At 56.8% G+C, this 26,447-nt stretch carries 18 protein-coding genes; all 18 read right to left on the bottom strand.

The window, feature by feature from the left end:
• Positions 1-10: 10 nt before the first annotated feature.
• Complete coding sequence (locus tag ACOOFE_RS07250; RefSeq protein WP_420414337.1) at positions 11-1,990, bottom strand: bifunctional 2',3'-cyclic-nucleotide 2'-phosphodiesterase/3'-nucleotidase; 1,980 nt, start codon at positions 1,988-1,990, stop codon at positions 11-13.
• A gap of 623 nt (positions 1,991-2,613) precedes the next feature.
• Positions 2,614-4,671 carry a methyl-accepting chemotaxis protein gene (locus tag ACOOFE_RS07245; RefSeq protein ID WP_420414336.1) on the bottom strand — a complete coding sequence of 686 codons (2,058 nt, stop codon included), beginning with the start codon at positions 4,669-4,671 and terminating at the stop codon, positions 2,614-2,616.
• Between the two features lie 336 nt (positions 4,672-5,007).
• Positions 5,008-7,179, bottom strand: a complete 2,172-nt coding sequence (gene ligA / locus ACOOFE_RS07240) for an NAD-dependent DNA ligase LigA (protein WP_420414335.1) — start codon at positions 7,177-7,179, stop codon at positions 5,008-5,010.
• Positions 7,180-7,192: 13 nt separating this feature from the next.
• Positions 7,193-8,854 (bottom strand): DNA repair protein RecN, encoded by a 1,662-nt coding sequence (gene recN, locus ACOOFE_RS07235; protein WP_420414334.1) that lies wholly within the window; start codon positions 8,852-8,854, stop codon positions 7,193-7,195.
• Between the two features lie 65 nt (positions 8,855-8,919).
• A complete protein-coding gene (locus ACOOFE_RS07230; protein WP_420414333.1) occupies positions 8,920-9,783 on the bottom strand; it encodes an outer membrane protein assembly factor BamD in 864 nt (287 codons plus the stop codon).
• Between the two features lie 228 nt (positions 9,784-10,011).
• Positions 10,012-10,956, bottom strand: a complete 945-nt coding sequence (lpxC, locus tag ACOOFE_RS07225) for a UDP-3-O-acyl-N-acetylglucosamine deacetylase (protein WP_420414332.1) — start codon at positions 10,954-10,956, stop codon at positions 10,012-10,014.
• A 257-nt stretch (positions 10,957-11,213) separates the two neighbouring features.
• Positions 11,214-12,971, bottom strand: coding sequence for a cell division protein FtsZ (ftsZ, locus tag ACOOFE_RS07220; protein WP_420414331.1), 1,758 nt, complete (start codon positions 12,969-12,971; stop codon positions 11,214-11,216).
• Positions 12,972-13,083: 112 nt separating this feature from the next.
• Positions 13,084-14,406: a cell division protein FtsA gene (gene ftsA / locus ACOOFE_RS07215; protein ID WP_420414330.1), complete on the bottom strand. Its 1,323-nt coding sequence runs from the start codon at positions 14,404-14,406 to the stop codon at positions 13,084-13,086.
• Positions 14,403-15,317, bottom strand: a complete 915-nt coding sequence (locus ACOOFE_RS07210) for a cell division protein FtsQ/DivIB (protein WP_420414329.1) — start codon at positions 15,315-15,317, stop codon at positions 14,403-14,405. The genes ftsA and ACOOFE_RS07210 overlap by 4 nt, the downstream gene beginning before the upstream one ends.
• On the bottom strand, positions 15,305-16,231 hold the full coding sequence (locus tag ACOOFE_RS07205; RefSeq protein ID WP_420414328.1) for a D-alanine--D-alanine ligase: 927 nt from the start codon (positions 16,229-16,231) through the stop codon (positions 15,305-15,307). Before ACOOFE_RS07205 ends, ACOOFE_RS07210 begins: the two co-directional genes overlap by 13 nt.
• Before the next feature lie 111 nt (positions 16,232-16,342).
• A complete protein-coding gene (gene murB / locus ACOOFE_RS07200) occupies positions 16,343-17,302 on the bottom strand; it encodes a UDP-N-acetylmuramate dehydrogenase (RefSeq protein WP_420414327.1) in 960 nt (319 codons plus the stop codon).
• A complete protein-coding gene (gene murC, locus ACOOFE_RS07195; RefSeq protein ID WP_420414326.1) occupies positions 17,299-18,714 on the bottom strand; it encodes a UDP-N-acetylmuramate--L-alanine ligase in 1,416 nt (471 codons plus the stop codon). The genes murB and murC overlap by 4 nt, the downstream gene beginning before the upstream one ends.
• On the bottom strand, positions 18,711-19,817 hold the full coding sequence (gene murG, locus ACOOFE_RS07190) for an undecaprenyldiphospho-muramoylpentapeptide beta-N-acetylglucosaminyltransferase (protein WP_420414325.1): 1,107 nt from the start codon (positions 19,815-19,817) through the stop codon (positions 18,711-18,713). Before murG ends, murC begins: the two co-directional genes overlap by 4 nt.
• A gap of 17 nt (positions 19,818-19,834) precedes the next feature.
• The gene (locus tag ACOOFE_RS07185) at positions 19,835-20,992 is read right to left on the bottom strand and encodes an FtsW/RodA/SpoVE family cell cycle protein (protein ID WP_420414324.1); all 1,158 of its coding nucleotides are present in this window, start codon (positions 20,990-20,992) and stop codon (positions 19,835-19,837) included.
• Complete coding sequence (gene murD / locus ACOOFE_RS07180; protein ID WP_420414323.1) at positions 20,993-22,393, bottom strand: UDP-N-acetylmuramoyl-L-alanine--D-glutamate ligase; 1,401 nt, start codon at positions 22,391-22,393, stop codon at positions 20,993-20,995. It abuts the gene before it with no gap.
• A 5-nt stretch (positions 22,394-22,398) separates the two neighbouring features.
• Entirely contained in the window at positions 22,399-23,481 is a 1,083-nt protein-coding gene (mraY, locus tag ACOOFE_RS07175; protein ID WP_141185774.1) for a phospho-N-acetylmuramoyl-pentapeptide-transferase, read from the bottom strand.
• 10 nt (positions 23,482-23,491) lie between these two features.
• Entirely contained in the window at positions 23,492-24,922 is a 1,431-nt protein-coding gene (locus ACOOFE_RS07170; RefSeq protein WP_420414322.1) for a UDP-N-acetylmuramoylalanyl-D-glutamyl-2,6-diaminopimelate--D-alanyl-D-alanine ligase, read from the bottom strand.
• Positions 24,919-26,388: a UDP-N-acetylmuramoyl-L-alanyl-D-glutamate--2,6-diaminopimelate ligase gene (locus ACOOFE_RS07165; RefSeq protein ID WP_420414321.1), complete on the bottom strand. Its 1,470-nt coding sequence runs from the start codon at positions 26,386-26,388 to the stop codon at positions 24,919-24,921. Before ACOOFE_RS07165 ends, ACOOFE_RS07170 begins: the two co-directional genes overlap by 4 nt.
• Positions 26,389-26,447 lie beyond the last annotated feature (59 nt).

Below are 26,447 nucleotides of genomic sequence, written 5' to 3'. Positions count from 1 at the left end.
TTTTTCTAAATTAAAGCGTGATGCGGTAGCGGGCGAAGCCGTCGGCGCCGTCACCGGCCGGTTCAATCGCAACGCCCTCAACTGAGGCCGCGTGCTCCTTGCCGCCCGGCCCTGTATCGAACAAAACGCTGGTGCCCGGCATGGCTTTGAAGGTCCAATTGGCATCGGCGGACGGGTTGATGGTGCCTTCCTGAACAATGTAGCGCACCAAAACGTCCCGATTGGTATCGGGCGCCACCAGAATGACGACACTGTCATCAACGCCCGGGAAGTTGCCGCCGCCGCCAGCGCGGTAATTGTTGGTGGCAACCACAAACTTCGCCTCCGGATCAATCGGCGCACCGTTAAACTGAAGATCCACAATGCGGCTGGCGTCTGGATTGATCAGCTCGCCTTTCGGGCCGTATTTCGACGGCTGGCTGAGATCGATCTGATATGTGACCCCATCAATGATGTCGAAGTTGTAGCTCGGGAACTGCGGATCAAGCAGCATCTGATCGGCCTTGCCAGGCTCAATCTGCTGGAAGATGCCCGCTGACCGCTCCAGCCATTCTTTGACGGTCGCACCAGTGATGGCAACGGCGCGGGCCGTGTTTGGATAGAGGTAAAGATCGGCGACATTCTTGATCGCCACATCGCCGACCGGAACATCGGTGTAATAGTCCGGACCACCCCGTCCGCCGGCCTTGAAGGGCGCTGCTGCCGACAGGATCGGCAGGCCTTCCCACTCGGTGCCCTTCAGCATTTCACCGACATACCAGAGCTGCGACTTGGAGACGATCTGAACGCTGGGGTCATCGGCCACAAGTGCAAAATAGGAGTGCAGTGGCGCCGAGGTCTTACCGACCGCGCGGCGCACATAGGCAAGTGTTGCCTCGTGCTCTTCCTTCACAGAATCGATAACGTCTTGCTGGCTCTCAGTCAGAGGTAATTTCTTACGGCCGTCCTTCTTGTAGATCGACCGCGCTTCGGTGGTGAAGTTGGCCACACGCCAGCCGGACCCTTCGCGCTCCAGCATCAGATCGATCACGCCCAGATGCGAGCCCCAGAACCCGCCCATCGCGGCCGGTTTGCCAAAGAGCGTCCCCTTTTCGCTATCGACTTCCGGAATGCCTTCATAGGCAGGTCCCGGGAACACCAGATGGTGGTGACCGGTGAAGACCGCATCGATGCCGTCAACGGCAGCCAGATGCAGCGAGGCGTTTTCCATGCCGTCTGAGTAGCTGCCGCCATCAATGCCGGAATGCGATAGGGCGACAACGATGTCGCAGCCTTGTTCGCGCATTTCCGGCACAAAAGCCTTTGCGGAACTCACGATATCGCGTGCGTTGACTTTGCCGTCCAAGTGCCTGCGATCCCAGTTCATGATCTGCGGCGGTACAAAGCCAATGAAGCCGATCTTGATTGGATGGCTGGTGCCCGCACCGTCCATCACTGTTTTTTCGACGATGACATAGGGTTTCAGCATCAGCTTGTCGTCGCGCGGGTTCGATGCCAACGCGCCATGGGCAACATTCGCACAAACGATCGGGAAATTGGCGCCTGCCAGCGCTTTGGTCAGGAAATCGAGCCCGTAATTGAATTCGTGATTGCCAAGCGTGCCGGCATCGTAGCCCAGCACATTCATCCCTTTGAGCACCGGATGGATGTCGCCTTCCTTCAGGCCGCGCTCATAGGCAATGAAATCGCCCATCGGGTTGCCCTGAAGAAAATCGCCGTTGTCGACCAGAACGGAATTGGTGGCTTCCTCGCGAATGCCTCGGATCAGGCTCGCGGTCCGGGCGAGACCGGCCGTATCGACCGGGCGGTCACCATAATAATCGTAAGGCAGCACATGAACGTGAAGGTCGGTTGTCTCCATCAGCCGCAAATGCGCCGTGTTTTCCTTGGCCAGCAGCGAATAGGGATGCATGGCGGCAACAAAACCGGTGGCAGCCATGCCCCCGAGCAGCGTTCTTCGGGATACGGAACTTTTGAGAATGTTTGACATGGCTGGTCTCCTCTTATTGTCGGGCGCTTTAGGGTCTGTTGAGGATCAGGTTTCGGGCATGGCGCGACGTGCATTCGGCCGCTGAAAAGGAAGAGGGATCGCCGTGGAGTAAACTCCACAAGATACCGCTGACGCCTTCAGTGGCCGAATGCACCGCGTCCCGAAAGGGATATGGCGAAAATCGCCCGGCTCCATGGCGCAAAGCCTTGAAAAGGGGCGACCTTTCCTGCGGAATTGCTTCGCGATCCGACCGATTTTCGCTCATACCATGCTCCAAATCCTGATACTCATCAGACCCTGATCCGGTCGAAAAGGGGCACATCCTCCATTACTGGACGGATCACAGCACAGATCTTTCTTGTTTCTGAGTGACGGGACTCGAGCTTATCAAATGAACCACTCAGCGTTGACGTGCGTCAGCGCCGCTTGCAGTTCACCCTTCCCCACCAAATCAGGCTCGGCCTTATATTTTGACCGTTTGTTCGAAAATAGTGACACGAAAATCCACGCCACGCCACTTAAACTTGATAAATGCCATGCGGATAAAAACGAAGGGCGATTATCTCAAACAAAAAGCCCCGCACGTAGCGAGGGCTTCTAGATGCTCATCGAAATATGGGGACCTAGGCAGCCTCTTCGTCCCGAACCTGGTCGAGGAAGTGACTGACAGCTCCTGACAGATCCGAGGCAACTTTGCCGAGCTGGTCGGCAGACTGGCTCATGGTTTCGGATTGTTCCCGTGTCTGATCAATAGAGCCTGATACGCCGGCCACATTGGATGCAGCCGCTGAAGCCCCATCAGAAGCCAGTGTTATGCTCTGGGTAATCTCACCTGTCGCAATGTTTTGCTCTTCGACCGATGCTGCAATTGTGCTTGTCACGGACTGCACTTGGCCGATCTGCTCGACAATGGAGCGGATCGCTGCCACCGACTTCTGGGTAGATCCCTGGACGCCGGTGATCTGACTGGCAATTTCATCCGTTGCCTTGGCGGTTTGTGTCGACAGTTCCTTCACTTCCGCTGCCACAACTGCGAACCCTTTACCGGCTTCGCCGGCACGGGCCGCTTCAATCGTGGCATTCAGAGCCAGAAGATTGGTTTGCTCAGCAATCGCCCGGATGATTTCGACCACTTCACCGATTTTATCGGCAGTTTCCGCCAGGATTGAGACATCTTGATCGGCAGCAATTGCGGTCGTGGACGCTGTCTCGGAGATCTCCATCGCTGTGTTGGCCTGACGGGAAATTTCGCTGATCGACGCAGAGAGCTCAGCTGCCGCAGAAGCAACCGTCTGGACATTTGTCGTGGCTTCCTCGGTCGCCGCATTCGCCGCTCCGGCACTTTCCGAAGCATGTTTGGCGATTTGAACCATACTGCCCGCAGTTTGGCTCATGCCATTCGATTCATCTTCCAACTGGTGTTGAATTGCTTCAACGCTTGTCTGGAACTCCCGAATGGCGCCTTCCAAATGCGCACTGCGTTTGCGGCGCTGCGCCCGGCCGACTTCCGCTTCTTCCTCAAGTTCCTTCTGGCGGATAAGCTTGTTCCGGAAGACTTCTGAAGCCTTGGCAATATCGCCGATTTCATCCGGGCGGTCCTGGTATGGAATCTCGGATTCTAGATCGCCCTCCGCCAGGCCGGAGATGGATTCACTCTGTCTCTTCAGAGTTCCAGAAATCTTCCGGACCTGGAGAACTGTGAAAATGCCAACTCCGAAGAAAATGACGATCCCGGAAAGGCTGATCCAGAAAATGTGGCCTTGCAATGTTGCGGTATCGCGGTCTGCCGCATATTCGGCGCGGTGGATCAGTTCATCAGACAGAGCTTTGATCTTGTCCAGGCGGCTTGTAGCTGTCGCAAACCATTGCGGCCCAGTTATGCCTTTGGCGTCTTTGGTCAGCGGCAGATCTTGCATCACCTTGCGCCACTCGTTGACCTTGTCGACGTCTGGGCCGGAAACCATCTCCCGGAACATTTCCTTTTGGTCTTTCAAGGCAACCGCCTTGAACTCTTTCAAGAAGGCAACTTCTCCGCCCTCTTGAATGATGAAATTCAGAAAGGTCTTGTGGTCGACTTCACCGGTTTTGTGGAAATTAGCCAACATGGCAGCACCATGAGCCCGCTCCAAACCGCCAGCTTCTTTGGCTTCGACTAGCGCAAGATATGGCAGAAGTTCAGAGGTGATTTCTTGAGATGGGCTGGCCTCAACCGCAATTCCAACCAAATGGATCAGACTGCTGATTTCGTGAGTATAATTTTTGACTGTTTCTTTGATGCCATATTTTTTGCTGTCGATCGCAGCGCGCACATCTGTAATCTGATGCACGTCATCAGCAACGTGCTGAAGCTCTTCCTGAACATGTTTATTGCCCAGATCAGCCGCCGCCAAATGATCGTCAAAGATTTTGATCGCTGCATCGGTCAGGGACCGCTGTTTGTCGAGTTTTGCAACTCCATCCGATGGATGCCCGGCTTTAATCCAGCCGACCGTCATTCCGCGCTCTTTTTGCATCTCATGCACAACATTGCCCGCATCTTCTGCAATGCGTGTCAGCGGACGCATAAATTCGTGATGAGAAAGTTCAATTCCCTTTTCCACCACCGCAAGGGTTGCAAACCCCGCAACCGCGATCATCGGAAGAAGCGCCAGTAGCGCAATCTGTACTTTTATCCGCTTCATTTCACTGGCCCCGTTGAGCAAAAAATTTTCTCGAACATGACGTAGGGGAGATTGCGTAAAACTTAACGGAAGGCGTTAACTTGACATTTTACGACGCTGGGTAAGCCAAAAATCAACAGAAACAATTGCTGGTAGAAAACCTGTTACCAGCCCTATTGACAGAAATACGGGTAAGGAAAAAATCGGACCCAATTGTAACCATGTCCCAACGGCATCAGGGACAAATTACATCGTGATTCGTGACAATTAACGGACCCCGGAACTGAAGCTGGTTCCCAGCCCCGATACGGTCAGTTTCAGGCCATGATGGCACCCGTCCTTGCAGAATAACCTAGTCTAGTTGGCCCCAACCAGATCGAACCAGCCATCTTCTGAAATGACATCGACGTTTAGATCTTGGGCCTTTTTCAGTTTCGACCCGGCCCCCGGACCAGCCACGACCAGATCCGTTTTTTTCGACACGGATCCAGAAACTTTGGCACCAAACCGCTCGGCCATGGCCTTGGCCTCATCCCGGGTCATCCGTTCCAGTGAACCAGTGAAGACGACAGTCTTGCCAGCCACCGGTGACCCAGAGGCCTCGATCTTTTCGGCCTCCTTCGGAGTGACCTCTTCCAGAAGCGCAGCAAGCTGTTCCCGATTGTGGCTTTCGGCAAAGAACTCGACCAACGCCTCAGCAACGATATGGCCGATGCCGTCAATATCATTGAGATCTGTCCAAGCCTCTCCAGTTTGTTCGCCAGCTGCTTCCATGGCCGCCGCGAAGGTCTCCCAAGAGCCATAGGCGCGTGCCAGCAGCTTGGCATTACCCTCCCCCACGTGACGGATGCCGAGAGCGAAGATAAAGCGGTTGAGATCAATCTCCCGCCGGGCATTGATCGCTTCAAATAAGTTCTTCGCCGAAACCGCGCCCCAGCCTTCCCGGTTGCGCAGTTTGGTCAGGGACTGTTTGTCCCGCGCTTCAAGCGTGAAAATCTCTGCCGGCGTTTTGACCAGGTCATCTTGATAAAATGCATCAACCTGCTTGTCGCCAAAGCCTTCGATGTCGAACGCATTTCGGGAGACAAAGTGCTTGAGCTTTTCAGTTGCCTGCGCCGGGCAGATCAGGCCGCCGGTACAGCGGCGTATGGCATCCTTACGGCCCGTTTTTTCGTTTTCTTCGCGCACAGCATGGCTGTTGCAGATCGGGCAGCGGACCGGAAACGCATAGGCTTCCGCATCCGCAGACCGTTTGTCGAGATCAACGTCAACAATCTGCGGAATAACATCGCCGGCTCGTTGGATCTTGACCGTATCGCCAGGGCGCAGGTCCTTGCCCCCGCGGATCGGCTCGCCGTCCTGGCCAATGCCCTTGATGTAGTCTTCGTTGTGCAGCGTCGCGTTGGAAACAACCACCCCACCGACCGTGATCGGCTCCAGCTTGGCCACCGGTGTTAAGGCTCCGGTGCGGCCGACCTGAATTTCAATGTCGTTGAGAACAGTCCAGGCTTGCTCGGCCGGAAATTTATGCGCAATCGCCCAACGGGGAGAGCGCGAGACGAACCCGAGCCGCTCCTGCAGGTCCAGCCGGTCAACCTTGTAGACGACCCCATCGATGTCATAGTCTAGCTGCGCCCGGCTTTCCTCAATGCCGTGATAGACGGCGAGCAAGTCTTCGACCGTCTCGCAGCGTTTCATCAGCGGGTTGATCTGAAACCCCCAGTCGGCCAACTGGTCGACCATGCCGTCCTGGGTATCCTTGGGAAGCTCACTCATCTCCCCCCAGGCATAGGCAAAAAACTTCAGAGGCCGGGACGCGGTGATCTCAGACTTGAGCTGACGAAGCGAGCCGGCGGCCGCATTGCGCGGATTGGCGAACACCTTGCCGCCATTGGCCTCCATACGCGCGTTGAGCGCCTGAAAGTCCCGATGGGCCATATAGACCTCACCCCGGACCTCGACGACGTCCGGAACCGTGCCTTGAAGGGTTTGCGGGATATCCTTGATTGTTTTTGCGTTGGCGGTGACGTTTTCACCTGTCGCACCATCGCCGCGCGTGGCGGCATAAACGAGCTTTCCGCCTTCATAGCGGAGCGATAAGGACAGTCCGTCGATCTTCGGCTCAGCAGTGACGGCCAATGCGCCCATTAGCGGATCGAATTTCAGGAAGCGGCGCACCCGGCCGACAAAATCGCGCACATCGTCATCGTTGAAAGCATTGTCCAGCGACAACATCGGCACACGGTGAGCGATCTTGCCAAATCCGGAAGCAGGCGCAGCACCGACTTGCGCAGACGGCCCCTCAGCCAAAACCAGATCCGGGAACCGGGTTTCAATCTCTAGGTTCCGGCGGCGCAGGGCGTCATACTCTGCGTCCGAAATCGACGGAGCATCTTCCTGGTGGTAGCGCCGGTCGTGGTCCGCAATTTCTGCCGCCAACCGCTCCAGTTCCGCTTTGGCGGTCTCCGGCGACAGATCAGCTACGGAGATATCTGAGGACGGGCTACTCTCAGGGTTTTGATTGCTCATCATCGAAATCCGGCTAAACAGTCAGCAATTTGCGGGCGGCGGCACGGGCTTCCTCTGTGATCACGCTGCCAGCCAGCATACGGGCGATTTCTTCACTGCGGTGATCTTCAGAGATCTGTTTTACGCGGGTTGCAACACGCTCCGGATCCGTCGCTTCTTTAGCAATCAGGAAGTGACCGCCAGCGCGGGCCGCAACCTGAGGCGCATGCGTTACAGTCAGCACCTGAACATTGGCAGCCAGACGCGCCAGGCGCAGACCAATCGCCTCAGCAACGGCACCACCGACGCCCGTGTCGATTTCGTCAAAAACCAGCGTTGGCGCCGAGCCTTTGTCGGCCAGGCACACCTTCAGTGCCAACAAAAACCGGGAGAGTTCGCCACCCGAGGCCACCTTCATCATCGGGCCCGGCTTGGTGCCCGGGTTGGTCTGAACATGGAATTCAAGCTGATCAATGCCGGATCGGCTGCGCTGTTCTGGGGCACTCGTCATTTCGACGATAAACTTGGCCCGTTCCAGTTTCAGATCAGGGAGCTCGGCCTCGACCGCCTTTTCCAGGCGTGTTGCAGCCTTGCGGCGCTTGTCAGACAGTTTCGCAGCCCTTTGATCATAGTCAGCACGCGCCTGTTCGGCTGCGCTGATTAAAGCTGCGAGCTTGTCTTCCCCGGCATCCAGATCAGCCAGGTCCGTCGCCATGCGGTCTGCGAGCGCGGCGAGCTCATCAACAGGCAGCGAGTATTTGCGCGATGCTGCCCTAAGCGCGAAAAGCCGTTCTTCTACCGCTTCCAACTCCCGCGGATCGAACTCGGTTTCCCGAAGAGCGCTTTCAAGCCCGGACCGGCTTTCTTCCAGCTGATCCAAAGCTGCGGCCAGATGCTGCACCGGTTGGCCAAGCAGATTGGGAACCTGATCCGTTTTGCGCTCAAGACGCCTTAGAAGACTGGCAAGTTCTGGAATTGGTGACGCAGAGCCATTCAGCGTCTCATACGCTTCGCTCAAATCACCAGCAATCTTTTCGACAGCCATCATGTCGGTGCGCCGGGCCGCAAGCTGCTCTTCTTCCCCGGTCTCAGGCTTCAGCTGCGTCAATTCATCAACGGAAGCGCGAAGATAATCCGCCTCGTTCCGCGCAGCCTCAATCCGCGCTTCATGGTCTGAAACTGCTTTTTCGGACGACCGGAACGTCTGGTAAGCCTTCGCAACGGACGCAACATCCGAACTCAACCCGCCAAACACATCGATGAGCGCCCGGTGGCTATCAGGATCTACAAGAGCGCGATCGTCATGCTGGCCATGAATTTCCACAAGCAACGCACCTGCCTGGCGCATGAGACCGGCGCTGACTGGTTGATCGTTGATGAAAGCGCGCGTCCGGCCATCGGCTGTTTGAATCCGGCGCAAAATGACATCGCCGTCGTCATCAACGTCATTGTCTTTCAGGAACGCGCGCACCGGATGGCCCGGCTCAACATCGAAAAGCGCAGTTACCTGACCTTGGGGCTCGCCGTGGCGCACCAGATCGGCGTCGCCTCGGGCGCCAAGTGCCAAAGACAAGGAATCCAAAAGGATAGATTTTCCGGCCCCGGTCTCGCCTGTTAATACAGACATGCCGGATGCGAAATCCAGATCCAGACGATCAATAAGAACAATGTCACGGATAGACAGCGTGACCAGCATAGACGGGATGCTCCTTAGAGTTCGGCACGGCCCAGCAAGTCATACACATGCCAGGCTGAGTCGTTCTAAAGCTTGATACCCTTGAATGCGCGGCTAATCCAGCTGCCACTGTCTTCAGACGGTGAATATCCGCCCTTGTTCAGAAGCGAATAGGCATCCTTGTACCATTGTGTATCTGGAAAGTTATGGCCGAGGACAGCTGCCGCTGTTTGCGCTTCGCTGATCACACCGAGCGCATAATAGGCTTCGGTGAGACGGAACAGGGCTTCTTCAACATGGCGCGTCGTCTGATAGCTGGTCACCACGGTCTTGAACCGGTTGATGCCAGCCACGTAATTTCGCTTCTTCAAGTAAAACCGGCCGACTTGCATTTCCTTGCCGCCAAGCTGATCTTGCACGATGAGAAGCTTGCGCTCCGCGTCAGGCACATACTCAGATTCCGGAAAACGCTGGATCAATTCGCTAAACGCGGACGCTGCACGTTCCGTAGTGGCTTGATCGCGGGTGATGTCCGGCATCTGGTGGTAATAACTCTGCCCAACGAGATAGAGCATATAGGCCGAATCTTCATCGCCAGGATAAAGCGTCACAAACCGGTTCGCCGTCGTCACCGTTTCGGTGTATTTGCCACGCGTGTAATTCAGATAGGCGAGGTTCACCAGCGACTTCTTAGAATACTCCGAATACGGATAAAGCTTGTCGAGCTCTTCGAATTTGGTCGTGGAATCCCTGAACTTGCCTTGAGCGCGCAAGGCGAGGCCCTCGTTGAACAGAACTTCCGCCGGCGTGTCATTGAGCGCAAGCTCATCCAGTTCTTCTTTGCCACTGCATGCCGACAAAGCCAAAGGCGTTGCAAGAACTGCAAGGGCGAAAATGCTCTTGAGATGTGGAATTGCCCACGCTGCAAAGCCGTAATGTCTTCCGTTCACACCCTATCTCCCGGGCTGCACTGTCAGCCCAATTCCACACCGCGCTTACAAAAGGCGGAATTTCCTTAATCGAACAACACGAGTGTTTAGCGGAAACAACCCGCCCCAGTCACGCTTTTCTAGACGCGATCTGCCGGATTTTTTGAGCTTTTTTGTGGCAAGGCACAGGAATTGCGGGGAACGGCTGTATTTAGTTGATTGATGCGCCCCTATGTCCGAGGTCAATACTCAGGAAACATCCGGGCCGAACACAGCAGCTGCTGCCAGTCCACCATTGTCGACCTGACCTACCTGGCGGAATGCAGGGGATTCGACAATTTCAAAAGAAGACGGATCTTCAAACAATTTGACCAGGATGGAGTGGTTCATTTTATGGCCGCCCTTGAAGGAGCGATAGAGCCCCAAGATCGGTAGACCGGCCAGGGCCAAATCGCCGACAGCGTCCAACGCTTTGTGTCGGGCAAATTCATCCGGCCAGCGAGTGCCTTCCGGATTGAGAACTTTATCTTCGGAAATCGCGACAGAGTTTTCCAAGGATGACCCCAGAGCAAAACCCATTTTCCAGAGTTGCTCGACATCTTTGACATTACCAAATGTCCGCGCACGGCACAGCTCAGTGCGGAATACGTCCGGTGTCATGTCCGAGACAAATTCCTGGCGGCCGATGGCAGGGGTATCGAAGTCGATGGTGATATCAAATTTCGTGCCGTCGTAAGGGTGCAGCTCACACCAAGCGCTGCCATTGTCGACACGAACAGTCTTTTTGACTTTTAGATAACGGCGGCCGCGATCGAGTTTCTTCAGGCCGACTTGCTCAATTGCTTCAACAAACGCATGGCTGGAGCCATCCATGATCGGCATTTCCGGACCATCGATCTCGACAATCACATTGTCGATCCCCATACCGAAAAGCGCAGCCATCAGGTGCTCTACAGTTGAAATTCCGTCCTTGGACGGATCACCAAGAACGGTACAAAGCGCTGTTGCAGAAACCTTGTCCCAAAGGGCCGGAACCTCATGTGAATCATCGCTGTCGGTGCGGGAGAACACAATCCCCACGCAAGCTTCGGCCGGTAGCAACGTAATTGAGGCGGGTTTACCGGAATGAACACCGATACCTGTCAGCGTCACCTGGTCGGCGAGCGTTGTCTGTCGGTCTACATATGCGGTCATAATCCCCTACCCTTCCGGTTTGGTGTCGGAATAGTCTGTCATTTGCAGATGCAAAGTTACGGACTTTTAACGATCACCAGCTGCGGGGAACATAGTCCTATTTCACGGTGGGGCGAAATAAAGCTTTATTACGGTTTGTAACGATCCACAGGCCAGCAAACATTTGATTTTTATGACCATTTAAGTTGGCAATGCCAAAACGGCCCGAAGTTGTAACTTCGGGCCGCTGCGATCAGGGAAGAAGACCGCAAATAGGATCAGTTGGCCTGACGGCGCAAGAACGCCGGGATTTCCAACTGATCGTCTTCAGGCTGGCTCACAGGTGCCGGGGCGGCACGTCCAGTGGCATCCAGTTGCCCTGCAGCACCATCGTTTTGCATGCGCGCTTGTGGGGCCCGTGGAGCCGCACGCATTTGCGCAGCCGGACGCACATCCTGGGCAGGAGCCTCTTCATGATGCTCCTCTTCATCTTCACGCCGGCCAAGACCACTGGCCAAACGGCGCAGCAGACCCATTGGGCGGCGCTCATCATCACCCTCAAGCTCATCAGCCATCTCAGCAGTCTGAACTGCTACAGCTTCCGGCTGAGCAACCGGTGCGCTTTCGGGGGACGGAGCCGTGTTCGCCATGATCTCACGCTGAGCAATCGGCGGGAAATCTTCCACCCGCGGCATGCGCGGTGCCGGTGCGTGCTCTTCAGCTGCCGGCGGAATGTATGGCTGCGCCATCGGCGCTTCATCGACAACCGGTGCCGGCGTGTCATTTTCCAGATCGATCATGGAAGTGGTTTCAGCTACCGGGGTGCTGGCTGGCTGAACCTTCTTGATCTCAACATCCGGGTCACTGGCAACGGCAACCGGCTGTGGCTCCGGAATTGCCAGTTCCTTTTCCAGGTTGGCAACGGCTTTTGCAGCAGCATCCTGAAGTTTTGGCGCTGCGGCAGCCAAAGATGGCTTAGTCTGGATTTCCGGCTTGCGCGGAGCAACAAAAGCGTCTGACATCAGAGAGGGTGCAGCGGTGGCGGGAAATGTCCCGGCCATTTGGCCCTCCTCACGGTCGATGCCAGTGGCAACAACAGACACGCGGATAATACCATCCAGCGTCTCATCAAAGGTCGCACCGAGAATGATGTTGGCATCCGCATCCACTTCTTCGCGGATCCGCGTTGCTGCTTCATCCACTTCAAAGAGGGTCAAGTCGTTGCCGCCAGTGATGGAGATCAACAGACCTTTCGCCCCTTTCATGGAGGATTCATCCAGCAGCGGGTTGGCGATGGCTGCTTCAGCAGCCTGCTGAGCACGTTTTTCGCCAGAAGCTTCACCAGTGCCCATCATTGCTTTGCCCATACCGCGCATCACAGAGCGGACGTCGGCAAAGTCGAGATTGATGAGACCTTCTTTGACCATCAGGTCAGTGATGCAGGCAACGCCGGAATAAAGCACCTGGTCGGCCATGGCGAAGGCATCGGCAAAGGTTGTCTGCGCGTTGGCGATCCGGAACAGGTTTTGGTTCGGGATCACAATCAGCGTATCAACGCTTTGCTGCAGCTCTTCGATGCCGCTGTCCGCGATGCGCATCCGGCGCGCACCTTCGAACTGGAACGGCTTGGTGACAACACCAACTGTCAAAATGCCTTGTTCGCGCGCGGCGCGGGCAATGACGGGCGCTGCACCAGTGCCGGTGCCGCCACCCATACCGGCGGTGATAAACACCATGTGAGAACCGGACAGGTGATCATTGATCTCGTCGATCACTTCTTCGGCCGCTGCCCCGCCAACTTCTGGCTGAGATCCGGCGCCGAGACCTTCCGTCACCGCCACGCCCATCTGGACGAGCCGGTCGGACTGGTTCATCGCCAGTGCCTGGGCATCCGTATTGGCAACGACAAAGTCGCAGCCCTGGAGGCCAGCTGTGATCATGTTATTGACGGCGTTTCCGCCCGCGCCGCCGACGCCGAAGACCGTAATGCGGGGCTTCAGCTCCTGAATGTCGGGCATCTTCAGGTTAATGGTCATGTTATCCTCGCGACCCGCGGGCGCCCCCGATACGGGAGAACCCTCTTCTTCCCTAATTTCGTTTGCCATCCCTGGCAGTTCCAACTCTAGGCTCTTGTCGTCTGTCATGTGCTCAGAAGCTTTCCCTGATCCACTGGCCCATACGGGCCAAATAGCCAGATTGTCCGCCCCACCCCGATCTGCTGCTCTTGTGCTCGAACTGCTCAATCTGGGCGACTTGCGGATAAATCAGGAGGCCAACGGCCGCGGCGAATGCCGGACCCTTTGCAGCCTCGGGAAGACCGGCGACGCCTAGAGGCCGGCCAAGACGGACGTTGCGGCCAAGGATATGGCGCGCAACCTCTCCAAGACCTGTGAGCTGACTGGCACCCCCCGTCAGGACGATCTGCTTTCCGACGCGCCCGGCAAATCCGGACGCCGTCAGCCGATCTCTCACAAGTTCTAGGATTTCTTCCACGCGCGGCCGGATGACCCGGGTCAACGCCGAGCGCGGGATTTGATTTGGCAAATCGCTGTCACTCTCCAGCGGCGGAACAGTCAGCATGTCCCGATCGTCGGAGCTGGAGGCCAGCGGCGAGCCGTAAAGTGTTTTCAGCCGTTCGGCATCCTGCAGACGTGTTGCAAACGCCCGCGCGATGTCCATCGTGACATGATTGCCGCCGACAGCTATGGCATCGAGATGCACCATATGGCCTTCGACAAAGACCGACAGCGTTGTGGTGCCACCACCCATGTCAATGCAGGCTACGCCGAGTTCAGCTTCATCATCCACAATCGTGGACAGACCGCTTGCGAACGGCGTCGCAACCATGGTTTCGACATGCAAATGGCCGCGGTTGATGCAGTGTTCCATGTTCCGGACCGGCGGCACTTCCGCGGTCACGACTTGCATATCAACACCGAGTTTATGGCCCATCATGCCACGCGGATCGCGGATGCCACGGCTGCCGTCAAGTGTATAGGAGATCGGCAATGCATGCGTGACTGCCCGCCCTTCAGTAACTGAATGGCTGGAGCCGGCTGACAATACCCGCTGAATATCGGCTTCGCAGACGCTTTCGCCTGATAGCGGCACACTGGCGCTGTAAATCTCGCTTTGTAGACGGCCGCAGCTGACATTGGTAATCAGGCTTTCAACAGTGACACCCGCCATACGCTCCGCGCTATCAACAGCCAAGCGGATCGCATGCTCTGCAGCATCCATGTCAACGACAACACCGGATTTAATGCCGCGCGAGCGCTGATAACCATAACCCAGCACTTCCACCTTGTGGGACCGGCTGGAGAGAATGTCGTTTTCGTCCTGCGGGATAAGCTTGGCGATCAGGCAGCAGATTTTGGTCGACCCTACGTCCAAAACAGACATAACCACCGAGCGGCGGCTCGGTAGTGGGCGCATTTTCGGAAGGTAAAGCGGCTGATCGGAGCGGCTCATGTGTCCTGCCCTCCGTTGCCCGACCGGCCACGTCCGCCAGTCATCACCTTACGCTGCTCGGCCGCATCATCCGTTAACCGGACGGTAACACGGTCCGCCAAGCGCATGTCGATTGCCTTGATATCCCGGGCCAGCAGACCGCTTTCTTCGTCCATTCTCACCAATTCAGCCAATGCGGCTTCCATATTCTCTTCCGGCAAGCGGACGGAAATCCCATTTTCAAGTTTCAAATCCCAGCGGCGGTCGCTGATCAAAAAGGCCGCGCGCACCCGCGGGCGGAGTTCTGGAACGGTCTGGAGGGCACCGTTGATTTCTGCGGCCCGGCGCTGCGCGCCATGATTGACCACAAGCAGCAGGTTGGCATAGCGGCCATCGACCTCGTCGGTGATGACGTCACCGGCTTCATTTACAATCGACACCAGATCCCCGCGCTGCCACAGCACATACGGGATCTTTTCTTCCAAACGGATCTGCAGCGTATTTGGATAGAACTTCATCACCGATGCGTTCTTGACCCACGCCATCTCATTCAGGCGTTCTCGCGCGCCATCGGCATCAAACAAGATCAGTGAAGACCCGTCATAGATTTCGAGCGCTTCGAGAATCTGGAATTCGTTGATTTCCCGCTGCCCGGAGAGTTTGACGGCCTCGATCCCGAAGCCGGCTGCTGACAACAGCGCATCGCTGACGACGCGTCCATGTCCGCCTATGACTATTCCGTAGGAAATCGTTAAGGTTAAGAAACCTAAAGCAGCTGCAGACCCGGCCCAGTTCGGCAGATCGGCCAGCCGCCCTGCGGCCCGCCAAACAGGTTGACGGTGCAAACGCGGAACACCTCGGCCGCGCGGAGCCAATTCGGCTTCCAGCGGCTCAAAAGCATCCCGTTTCTGTTTGCGACCTAACGACAGCAACTCGCGTCCTCAACCATCCAACTTACCAGGTCCTTGAAGCTCATTCCCTTGTAGGCGGCCATTTCCGGCACAAGGGAGGTCGGCGTCATGCCTGGTTGCGTGTTCACTTCAAGGCAAATCAGATCCCCGCTTCCGTCTTCGCGCTCGTCGAATCGGAAATCGGCCCGGGACACCCCTCGGCAACCCAAAGCCTGATGCGCCTTAACCGCTAGTGTCTCCGCTGTTTGGTAAACAAGTGGTGAAATTTTTGCAGGAAGAATGTGTTTTGAACCACCTTCTGCATATTTTGCATCGAAATCGTAGTACTCATGCCCTAGCGGAACGATGTCGATGACTCCAAGGGCCCTATCTTCCATCACCGCACAGGTCAATTCGCGCCCCCGAATGAACTTTTCACACATCAGGACATCGGGGTACGGCCAATCATCGCGATGCAGCTCCTGGGGCGGAAACTGTTGATCTTCCTTGACAATCAGAACCCCGAAGCTGGATCCCTCATTGATAGGTTTGAGCACATAAGGCGGCTCCATCGGGTGTTCACGGCCAATGTCATGACGGTTGACGACCTTATGTTCGGTCACCGGGATTCCAGCTGCCGCCATAACCGCTTTTGCTTTGATTTTGTTCATCGCAAGGGCAGATGCCATCACACCGGAATGCGTATAGGGAATGTTAAGAAACTCTAATATTCCCTGAACGCAGCCATCTTCGCCGAACGGTCCATGAAGTGCATTAAAGGCCACATCCGGCTTCAAATCCTTCAAAACAGCGGAAACGTTCCGGTCGACATCAACTCGGGTGATTTTGTATCCGGCCTCTTCAAGCGCGTCGGCGCAGCCATTGCCACTTGCCAGGCTCACCGGTCTCTCATTGACCCAACCGCCCATCAGAACGGCGACGTGTTTTTGGCTCATGGATGAAATCTCCCAATTATACAAAAGCCCGGCCACGCCAACAGCACTTGAAGCTGGCCGGAAAACTCAACTACTGGAAACTTTGGGCAAAATACGGGCACAAAGGCCCGTTTACGCTTGCCCCAAAAACGGTTCGATGGCGCCCTGCGGGCCAAATTCGCCAAGACGTTTGATTTCCCACTCCAGGCGGATGCCTGTGGTCTCAATCGCTTTGGCACGCACGGTTTCGCCAAGCAGTTCCAGATCGTGGCCTGTGGCGTCCCCGGTATTGATCATGAAATTGCAGTGCATTTCGGACATTTGCGCTCCGCCGACCATAAGTCCGCGGCATCCGGCTGCATCAACGACTTTCCAGGCCGAGTTGCCTTCCGGGTTTTTAAAGGTCGAACCGCCAGTTTTTTCCCGGATCGGCTGCGCCTTTTCCCGGTGCTCGACAACAGCGGCCATCTCCGCACGGATCGCCGCTTCGTCCTGAGGCACCCCTTCAAAAACAGCAGAGGTAAAGATCAGGTCCTTACTGGCGTCCGAATGCCGGTAACTGTAACCCATATCGGCATTGGTGAGCACATGACGGTTGCCATCCCGGTCGATGGCCGTCAGTTCAACCAAACGCTCGCAAGTTTCCGTGCCATGGGCACCGGCGTTCATGCGCAAAGCCCCACCGAGACCACCCGGAATGCCGGTGTAAAAGGCAAAACCACCCAACCCGGCCTTTGCTGCCGCTTCTGCCAGCCGCTTGTCCGGCACAGCCGCCCCGGCCCGCAATCGGTTGCCGCCAAGGTCCTCGATCTGGCCAAATCCCTTGGCGCTCAACCGGACGACAACACCCTTCAGCCCACCATCGCGGATCAGAAGATTGGAGCCAAGACCGACCGGCAGAACCGGAATGTCTTTCGACAGCTTTTTCAAAAATGCTGCCAAATCATCTTCATCAGCTGGCTGGAACATCAACTGCGCGGGGCCACCAGTGCGGAACCAGGTTACCGCCGAGAGAGGCTGATTGGGGGTAAGCTTGCCGCGGATACCGTCCGCAAGTTCTGGATATTCCGCCAGTAGGTCCGGGAAATTCATGCGCCCCCCGCTTGTAAAGCTTCAAGCTGCTCCGGAAGCGCATAAGCCCACTGGGTGATGTTACCCGCGCCAAGGCAGATGACAAAGTCACCGGGTTCAGCCAGTTCGTTGACCAGCACCGGTATTTCCTCCGGGCCATCAACAGCATGCACAAGCCGGTGCCCGCGTGTTTTCAGGCCAGAGACAAGATCTGTATGCAGCGCGCCTTCAATGGGCTGTTCACCAGCCTCATAGACGGGCGTGATAACGACCGCATCGGCATCGTTGAAACAGTTGGAAAAGTCGTCAAACAGGCTGTGAAGGCGAGTATAGCGGTGCGGCTGCATGACCGCGATCACCTTTCCGCTGGTGGATTCCCGTGCCGCATGCAGCACAGCTTTGATTTCCACCGGGTGGTGGCCATAATCATCAAAGACCTGCACGCCACCGGCATCGCCAGTGAAAGTAAAGCGGCGCTTTACCCCGCCAAAGGACGCAATGCCTTTTTCGATGTTTTCAGCCGATACGCCCAGCTGCGAGGCAACTGCAATGGCGGCCGTTGCATTGGAGACATTGTGAAGACCAGGCATCGGGAGAACGAGCTGATTGAGCTCTGTCTCTTCCCCGGTGCGCCGGTCGCGGATGGTCACCGAAAAAACCGACTTGCCACCATCCATGGAGACGTCGGTAAAACGCACATCGGCCTGAGGGTTGGTGCCGTAGGTCACGACACGCCGGTCTTCGATGCTGCCGATCATCGTCTGAACTTCCGGATGGTCGAGGCACATCACGGCAAAACCGTAGAACGGTACGTTCTCGACAAATTGCCGAAAGGCTTTCTGAACGCCAGAAAAATCGCCGTAATGATCCAGATGTTCCGGGTCGATGTTGGTGACGATGGCAACGTCCGCCGGAAGCTTGACGAAGGTACCGTCGCTCTCATCAGCCTCCACGACCATCCAGTCGCCCTCACCCATGCGGGCGTTGGTGCCATACGCATTGATGATGCCGCCGTTGATCACGGTCGGATCCAGGTTTCCGGCATCCAACAGTGCGGCCACCATGGATGTGGTCGTCGTTTTGCCGTGCGTACCACCAACGGCAATCGCCTGTTTGAAGCGCATCAACTCGGCCAGCATTTCCGCCCGGCGCACCACAGGGATCAGTTTTTCCCGCGCTGCAATCAGCTCCGGATTATCCTTCTTGATCGCGGACGACACGACTAGCACTTCCGCTTCACCGAGGTTTTCGGCAGCGTGCCCAACTGTAACCGGAATGCCGTTTGAGCGCAGGCGCTGCACGTTTGCATTCTCGGCCATGTCCGAGCCTTGAACCTGATAACCGAGGGTTTTCAGAACTTCGGCAATCCCGCTCATGCCGATGCCACCGATCCCAACAAAATGGACCGGTCCAATGTCGCGCGGCATTTTCATGACCGTTCTCCCTTGTTCTCGGCAACTTTCTCAAGAAGGTCCGCCAGCCGTTCAACGGCGTCTGGTTTTGCGACGCGCCTGGCGTTCGCAGCGGCCTCGGCGAGCATGCCGGGGTTCTCCATAAATCTCATGATTTCCTTGGCGAGCCGGTCCGAATTGAAATCGACCTGCCGGATCGGCCAAGCGCCACCAGCTTTTTCCAAGACCTTGGCGTTTGCCGCCTGATCTTGATCGATTGCGCCGGGGAGTGGCACCAGGATGGATGGCCGCCCAAGAACACTCAGTTCACTCACTGATGACGCGCCTGACCGGCAGACCACCAAATGAGACTGCGCGATGCGCTGCGGCAGATCCTGAAAAAACGAGGCACATTCGGCTTTCACCCCAAGATCGTTGAGCGCTTTTTGGACCCTATCCATGTCTTCCGGACGGCATTGCTGGACAAGGCGCAGACGAGCCCGAATATCTTCCGGCAGTTTCTCAAGCGCTGGTGGTACGAGGTCCGAAAAAAAACGCGCGCCCTGTGATCCACCAAAGACCAACAGATTCAGTTCGCCACCCTCACGCGGTGGCGTGTAGCTGAGTTCCGACGCAGCAATCACCGCATCGCGCACCGGATTTCCGGTCTCTATCAGTTTGGAGGACAGATCTTCCGGCAGGCCTTCGATTGGCACACTGGTCGCAATCGCCGACACGCCTTTGGCCACAAGTTTGTTGGCCCGGCCCATCACCGCATTGGCTTCATGCAGGATCGATGGAGTTCCTGTGAGACGCGCGGCATACATTGGCGGAAAGGTCGGATAACCACCAAAGCCGATGATCACATCCGGCTTCAAATCCTTGATAACCTTACGCGCCTGCAGAGTTCCGAACAGCAATTTCAGAGCGGTCTTGGCGAGTGCAATCGGGTTGCGGCCGCGAATGGTCGCTGACGAAATAATGTGGACTTTTCTGGCCGGAAATTCGGTTCCATATTTGTCGGCCCGTTCATCGGTAGCCAACTCCACGGTCCAGCCCCGCCGGATCAGCTCGGAGGCAAGCGCTTGCGCAGGAAACAAATGGCCGCCGGTGCCGCCGGCTGTAAGAAGAACAGTTTTACTCATTAATTCGGGCCAAAGCCTTACATCAAAGACGAGGGTGATAGGCGGCTCACCGTGACAGTATCGCGGGCCATGGGCCGCGGCCGTTTTCGGGTGAGCGCCAATAGAGCTCCGGCGCTCATCGCAGAGGCGAGCAGCGACGAGCCACCATAAGAAATGAAGGGCAAGGTCATGCCCTTGGACGGAATAAGATGCAGGTTCACTGCCAGATTGATGGTCGCCTGCAAGCCAAACAGGACTACAAGCCCGGCGGTCGCCAATCGTCCAAAGGCATCCTGATCCCGGCCGGCATGTTGCAGCCCCCGGATCACGATAAACGCAAAGACGATCACCAAGAGCAGACAGGCAATCACGCCGAATTCCTCGCCAACTACCGCAAAGATAAAGTCGGCATGACTATCCGGCAGGATCCGCTTGACGGTCCCCTCTCCTGGTCCGCGGCCGAACCAGCCGCCGGACATGAAGGATTCAAGGGCGGTATCAACCTGGAACGTATCGCCTGTGCTCGGGTCCAGGAACCGGTCCACGCGGCTGGTCACATGCGGCAGAAACGCATAAGCGGCAAAGAGACCCGCAATGCCGATGATCCCGAGCGCCACGATGATCAGCCAGGAAATTCCATTTAGGAAGAACAGCGCGGCCCACACCATGCCGAGCAGCATTGTCTGGCCAAAGTCCGGCTGAGCAACCAGGAGAATTGCGCACACCGCGAACAGCACAAAGGCAAATAGAACACCAGGCACTTCGCGGCGGCGCCCGCTTTCAGACAGAAGAAAGGCGATCAAGATAACAAAGGCTGGCTTCAGATATTCCGATGCCTGAAACGACACCCCGGCAATATAGATCCAGCGCCTGGCCCCCTTGGTCTCAAAGCCCATAAACAGAGTGGCGATCAACAACACCACGGATATGCCGAACACGACTAGAGCGGCCCGCCGCACCATGCGGGGCGTCATCAGCGATCCTGCGAGCATGATCCCGAGCGCCGGAATGGTGAACATCGCCTGGCGTTTGACGAAATAGAAGGTCTCAACACCGATGCGCTCCGCAACGGGCGGGCTGGCGGCAAAGGCAAAAACCACACCCGACAGGAGAAGAATGCCGAAGGCGGCCAGCAGATAGTGATCCACTGTCCAAAACCATTCAGCAAACCGGCTACGATCGGCGCGCGACACCATCTATGCGACCTCCTGAGTGTTTCCAGCACCCGGCAAGGCACGCACCGCATCTACAAAAGCAGCGCCCCGCAGTTCGAAATTGGCATATTGATCAAAGGACGCACAGGCTGGCGACAGCAAAATCGCGATTTCCTCAGCGCCATCTTCGGCAGCTTCGGCCGCAGCGTCCTGAACCGCCTGAGCCAAAGTCCCGCTGATGGCAAAAGGCACCCGGCCTTCCAGCGTTTTGGCAAAATCCTCGGCCGCTTCCCCAATCAGGAAGGTTTTTGCGATCTTCGGGAAATATTCGTCGAGCGAAGAAATGCCGCCAGACTTGGCGCGCCCACCAGCAATCCAGTAAATCCGGTCGAAACTGGAGAGCGCCCGGGCTGCTGCATCGGCATTGGTTGCCTTGCTGTCGTTGATGAAAAGTGTCCGGCCCTGGTGGGCGACAACTTCCATCCTGTGATGAAGTCCTGGAAAACTAGTCATGGCCGCAGCGATCTTATCGCCGGGCACTTCGAGTGCTCTGAGACAGGCAAACGCGGCAGCCGCGTTTTGGCCGTTGTGATCACCGCGCAGGCTGTCGATGCCTGCAAGCAATGCCACTTCCGTCTGCGCGCCGTCGTGTGCTTCGATCAATCGGCCATGATGGGCATAGATACCATCGCTCAGCTCCCGCTCACCCGCAATCCGGCACACTGGTTTACGCGCCAATTCCAGCCGGTCGGCAATCGCGGAAGATAAACGGTCATCAACTCCGACAATCGCCACTTTGGCGCCAGCGACCAACCGTTCCTTGATGGCCCCATAGTTTTCTAGCGTGCCATGCCGGTCCAAATGATCCGGCGACAGGTTCATATGAATGCCGACCGTTGGATCAAGCGTTGGGGCAAGATCAATCTGATAGGAGGAACACTCAACCACGTAATGGCGGCCCGGCCGCGGCGGCTCCAACTCCAGAACCGGCGTGCCGATGTTGCCGCCCATCTGCACATCAAGCCCAAGCTCTTTCAGAAGATGGGTCACCAATGCCGTTGTGGTCGACTTGCCGTTCGTCCCAGTGATCGCGATCAGCGGAGCTTCCGGGCAAAGTTTGCGCCGCTCCCGGCAAAAGAGTTCAACATCGCCAATGACTTCAACACCGGCATCACGCGCAAGTTCGACTGTCCAGTGAGGCACCGGATGCGTGAGCGGGACACCCGGTGCCAAGACCAGCGCGGATACGCCAGACCAGTCCAGAGTTTTCAGATCCTGTGTCACCAAGCCCACGGACGTTGCATCGGCAACACGTGTCTCGCTGTCATCAAAACACACCACATGTGCACCGCCAGTATTCAAGGCTTTGGCGGTCGCAAGACCGGAACCGCCGAGCCCGAAAAGCGCGACGGTTTTTCCTGCAAATGTGGTGATTGGGATCATGCGCCTTACCTCAGCTTCAACGTGGCAAGGCCGATGAGGGCAAGGACAACTGAAATGATCCAGAAACGGATCACCACCTGGCTTTCCGTCCATCCCTGGATTTCAAAATGGTGATGGATCGGCGCCATCCGGAACACCCGTTTGCCGGTCAGCTTGAACGACATTACCTGGACAATGACTGACACCGCTTCCAGCACAAACAGGCCGCCGATGATCGCCAGCACGATCTCGTGTTTGGTGGCAACAGCGATCGCGCCGATCATGCCGCCAAGCGCCAAAGAACCGGTATCGCCCATGAAAATCGCGGCGGGCGGTGCATTGAACCACAAGAACCCGAGACCTGCGCCGATCACCGCCCCGCAGATCACCGCCAATTCGCCGGTGCCAGAGACATGATGGATCTGCAGGTAATTTGCGAAGACAGCGTTACCAGAAAGATACGCGATCAAGCCAAAGGAAGCGCAGGCGATCATCACCGGGACAATCGCGAGCCCATCTAGGCCATCTGTCAAGTTCACCGCATTGCCGGCGCCGACCATCACAAACGCTGCGAACGGGATGAAGATGATCCCAAGGTTAAGCGTGAAATCCTTCAGGAAGGGAAAGGTGATCGCGGACGAAAACTCAGAAGTATCCAGGATCGTGACCGAGAAGGCAGCGGTCGCGGCGATGAGAAATTCTAGGCCAAGACGCGCCTTGCCGCCAAACCCTTTGTGGGAGGACTTCGTCACTTTCAAATAGTCGTCATAGAAACCAATCGCGCCGAAGCCGACGGTTACGCCGATAACCACCCAGACATAAGGATTGCTGAGGTCCGACCAGAGCAATGCGGCCACCAACGCACCGGAAAGGATCATCAACCCGCCCATTGTCGGGGTGCCTTTTTTGGTCAGATGGCTTTCAGGCCCATCCGCACGGATCGGCTGGCCATGTCCCTGACGGATGCGCAGACTGGAAATAATCTTGGGTCCAAAGAGGAAAACGAAGAACAGCGCGGTCATGATTGCTGCGCCGGTCCGGAACGTGATGTACCGGAAAACATTCAGTGCAGAAATTTGATCGGCAAACTGGCCGAGATAATAAAACATCAGATGTCCTTCACGCCGCTTCGGTGCTGTCCGCAGGCGGATATTCTTTTTTCAACGCTTCGACAAGCGGTCCCATACGGGTTCCCAATGATCCTTTGATCATCACCACATCGCCGGGCTGTACTTCCTTGGTCAACAAATCAGCCAGATCTTTGGCCTCTTCGCGGTAATGCGCCTTGAGCGCATCCGGAAGTTTTTGCCAGAGCGCATCCATATGCGGCCCGGCGCAATAGACCTGATCAATCGCCGCCTCAGTAATTGGCGCAGCTAAGTCAGCATGTAACCGGTCAGCGTCTGTACCGAGTTCCCGCATGTCGCCGATCACGGCGATCCGCCGCCCTGAGCTGCCGGGTTCAGCCTGCGCCAGAACCGAAAAGGCTGCCCGCATAGATGCTGGGTTAGCATTATAGCTTTCGTCGATCAGTTCGACTTCGCCGCTCCCAACAGTCAACAAACACCGTTCGCCACGTCCTTTCGGCGCGCGCATGGCGCCAAGTGCTGCCGCCCCAAGGTCCAAATCCGCGCTAAGATCGGCAACGGCCGTTAAAACCGCGAGGCTGTTTTGGACGTGATGGTTGCCCGGCGCACCGATGCCGTAAGAGACATCCCGGCCCAGAATAGAAGCTTCCACGCTGGTTCCTTCACCGGTCGGCACGATCATCTTGAGCGAACTGTCCTCAGATCCACTCTGACCGAAGGTATGCACAGTCGGCACGCCAGCCGTCACAGCCAGAAACCGCAAAAGATCGTATTGCTTGTTGTCCTTGTTGAGGATCGCAACACCGCCCGGCTCCAGGCCGTCAAAGATCTCGGCTTTGGCCTGGGCGATTTTTTCTACCGACTCGAAAAACTCAATATGGACGGCTTCCACCGTGGTGATGACCGCAACATGCGGCCGGACCATTTTGACCAGCGGCGTGATCTCTCCGGCATGGTTCATGCCGATTTCAAAAACTCCGTAGTCGGTATCTGCAGGCATCCGCGCCAGCGTCAGCGGCACACCCCAGTGATTGTTGAAGGATGCAACGGACGCATGCACCTTCCCGGACGGTTCCAAAGCGAGCCGGAGGGCTTCCTTGGTGCCCGTCTTACCGACGGAACCGGTCACCGCAACAATGCGGGCGTTGGTCCGATCACGGGCTGCGATACCAAGAGCACGCATCGCTTCCAGCGGATCTTCCACCACAACGTAGCGGCCGTCTTCTGGCAATTCTTCCAAGCGGCTTTCGGCAACGAGCGCCAAAGACGCGCCTGCTTCCAAAGCAGCTGCGACATAGTCATGTCCGTCCAGCCGGTCGCCCTTGATTGCGATGAAGGCGTCGCCCGGCTCCAGGGTCCGGCTGTCGATGGAAATTCCGGTGATCTCGGCGCCAACATCCCCCTTGGCGGTTCCACCACAGGCTTCGATAAAGGCTTCAGATGTCCAAAGCGGATCGCTCATGTGTTTCCCAGTTGGCTGATGGCGCTGCGAACGGCGTCGTGGTCCGAGAACGGAATCACTGTGTCGCCAACAATCTGGCCGGTTTCGTGACCTTTTCCGGCAACACACAGGATATCACCGGTTTTCAGGCGCTTGACCCCTTCGGCGATGGCTTCGGCCCGGTCGCCGATTTCCAATCCTCTCGGGGCACCCTCCAAAACGGCTTTGCGAATTGACGCTGGCTCCTCGGATCTTGGATTGTCATCCGTCACGATCACAAGATCCGCATGCCGGGCGGCGGCCTCGCCCATGAGCGGTCGTTTCCCGGGGTCCCGGTCACCGCCAGCACCGACCACGACAGACAGACTGCCGTCAGCGAAAGGCTTCAAAGCGGCAAGCGCCTTGTCGAGCGCATCGGGTTTATGGGCATAGTCGATGAAGACCAGGCCGCCGGAAGCGGTTTTTCCTGCAAGTTCCAACCGGCCTGGCGCGCCTTTGAGATTTTCCAGAGCCCTTAGCGTGGCTCCGGTTTCATTGCCTGCAGAAATGGCCAGCCCTGCGGCAATCAATGCATTCGAGACCTGGAAACGGCCGATCAGCGGCAAGGTGATCTTATATTCCCCGCGCGCTGTCTCGATCGTCAGCTCCTGACCTGCCCCGCTCGGCTTCAAGCCGGTGAGCTTAAGGTCCTGCCCCGTTTCTCCCACCGTGAAGACAGGTAAATTCCGCTTTGCGGCAATGTCCAAAATCCGATCGGCATATGTTTCGCCCGGATCAACAACAACTGTCCCGCCTGCGGGCAGCAACTCCTCAAAGAGGCGCAGCTTCGCTTGAAGGTAATCCTCGATGCTCGGGTGATAGTCCATGTGGTCCCGGCCGAGATTGGTAAAGGCGGCCGCCGTCAGCTGAACGCCATCCAGACGGTATTGATCCAGACCGTGAGACGACGCCTCAAGGGCCGCATATTGAATGCCTTCGTCCGAAAGCTCCGCGAGGTCTTTCTGCAGTGCCACGGGATCAGGTGTTGTCAGACCGCCATAACTCTCACCATCCGGCTTGATGATCCCAAGTGTTCCGAGGCTGGCTGAGGGATGTCCGGCGGCTTGAAAAATCTGACGGACAAAATGAGCAACAGACGTCTTTCCGGCCGTTCCGGTGACAGCGACGACGGTGTCGGGCTGACGTCCAAAAAACCGAGCCGCCATCTTGGCGAATGTGAAACGTGGCTCTTGCGCTTCCAATACCGCCATCGATGCTGGAACCTGTGCACGCACGGCATCAACAGCATCATTTGCACAAAGGATCGCGACCGCACCGGCTTCGACCGCTTTCGGCACGAAGCGCACGCCATCGACCGTGGAGCCTTTGAAGGCAGCAAACAGAAAACCCGGCTGAACTTTGCGGCTGTCTGCCGTCAGCCCTGAAATCGAAAGGCCTTTTGCCGTGTCTGGCAAATCCATGCCGTCGGCTAAGTGCTCAAGGTGCATAACATCCGATCATCCGGTTTGTGCGTCGTCTTTGCCGGAAGCTTATATTTGGACCGGAT

Source organism: Roseibium sp., from assembly GCF_965216085.1.
Lineage (GTDB): Bacteria > Pseudomonadota > Alphaproteobacteria > Rhizobiales > Stappiaceae > Roseibium.
The sequence above is the reverse complement of the archived record's forward strand: the minus strand, read 5'-3'. Positions and strand labels throughout refer to the sequence as shown.

Coding starts and splice junctions, on each gene's coding strand:
- ACOOFE_RS07250 (WP_420414337.1), bottom strand. CDS start 1,990: ATGTCAAACATTCTCAAAAGTTCCGTATCCCGAAGAACGCTGCTCGGG.
- ACOOFE_RS07245 (WP_420414336.1), bottom strand. CDS start 4,671: ATGAAGCGGATAAAAGTACAGATTGCGCTACTGGCGCTTCTTCCGATG.
- ligA (WP_420414335.1), bottom strand. CDS start 7,179: ATGAGCAATCAAAACCCTGAGAGTAGCCCGTCCTCAGATATCTCCGTA.
- recN (WP_420414334.1), bottom strand. CDS start 8,854: ATGCTGGTCACGCTGTCTATCCGTGACATTGTTCTTATTGATCGTCTG.
- lpxC (WP_420414332.1), bottom strand. CDS start 10,956: ATGACCGCATATGTAGACCGACAGACAACGCTCGCCGACCAGGTGACG.
- ftsZ (WP_420414331.1), bottom strand. CDS start 12,971: ATGACCATTAACCTGAAGATGCCCGACATTCAGGAGCTGAAGCCCCGC.
- ftsA (WP_420414330.1), bottom strand. CDS start 14,406: ATGAGCCGCTCCGATCAGCCGCTTTACCTTCCGAAAATGCGCCCACTA.
- ACOOFE_RS07205 (WP_420414328.1), bottom strand. CDS start 16,231: ATGAGCCAAAAACACGTCGCCGTTCTGATGGGCGGTTGGGTCAATGAG.
- murB (WP_420414327.1), bottom strand. CDS start 17,302: ATGAATTTCCCGGACCTACTGGCGGAATATCCAGAACTTGCGGACGGT.
- murC (WP_420414326.1), bottom strand. CDS start 18,714: ATGAAAATGCCGCGCGACATTGGACCGGTCCATTTTGTTGGGATCGGT.
- murG (WP_420414325.1), bottom strand. CDS start 19,817: ATGAGTAAAACTGTTCTTCTTACAGCCGGCGGCACCGGCGGCCATTTG.
- ACOOFE_RS07185 (WP_420414324.1), bottom strand. CDS start 20,992: ATGGTGTCGCGCGCCGATCGTAGCCGGTTTGCTGAATGGTTTTGGACA.
- murD (WP_420414323.1), bottom strand. CDS start 22,393: ATGATCCCAATCACCACATTTGCAGGAAAAACCGTCGCGCTTTTCGGG.
- mraY (WP_141185774.1), bottom strand. CDS start 23,481: ATGTTTTATTATCTCGGCCAGTTTGCCGATCAAATTTCTGCACTGAAT.
- ACOOFE_RS07170 (WP_420414322.1), bottom strand. CDS start 24,922: ATGAGCGATCCGCTTTGGACATCTGAAGCCTTTATCGAAGCCTGTGGT.
- ACOOFE_RS07165 (WP_420414321.1), bottom strand. CDS start 26,388: ATGCACCTTGAGCACTTAGCCGACGGCATGGATTTGCCAGACACGGCA.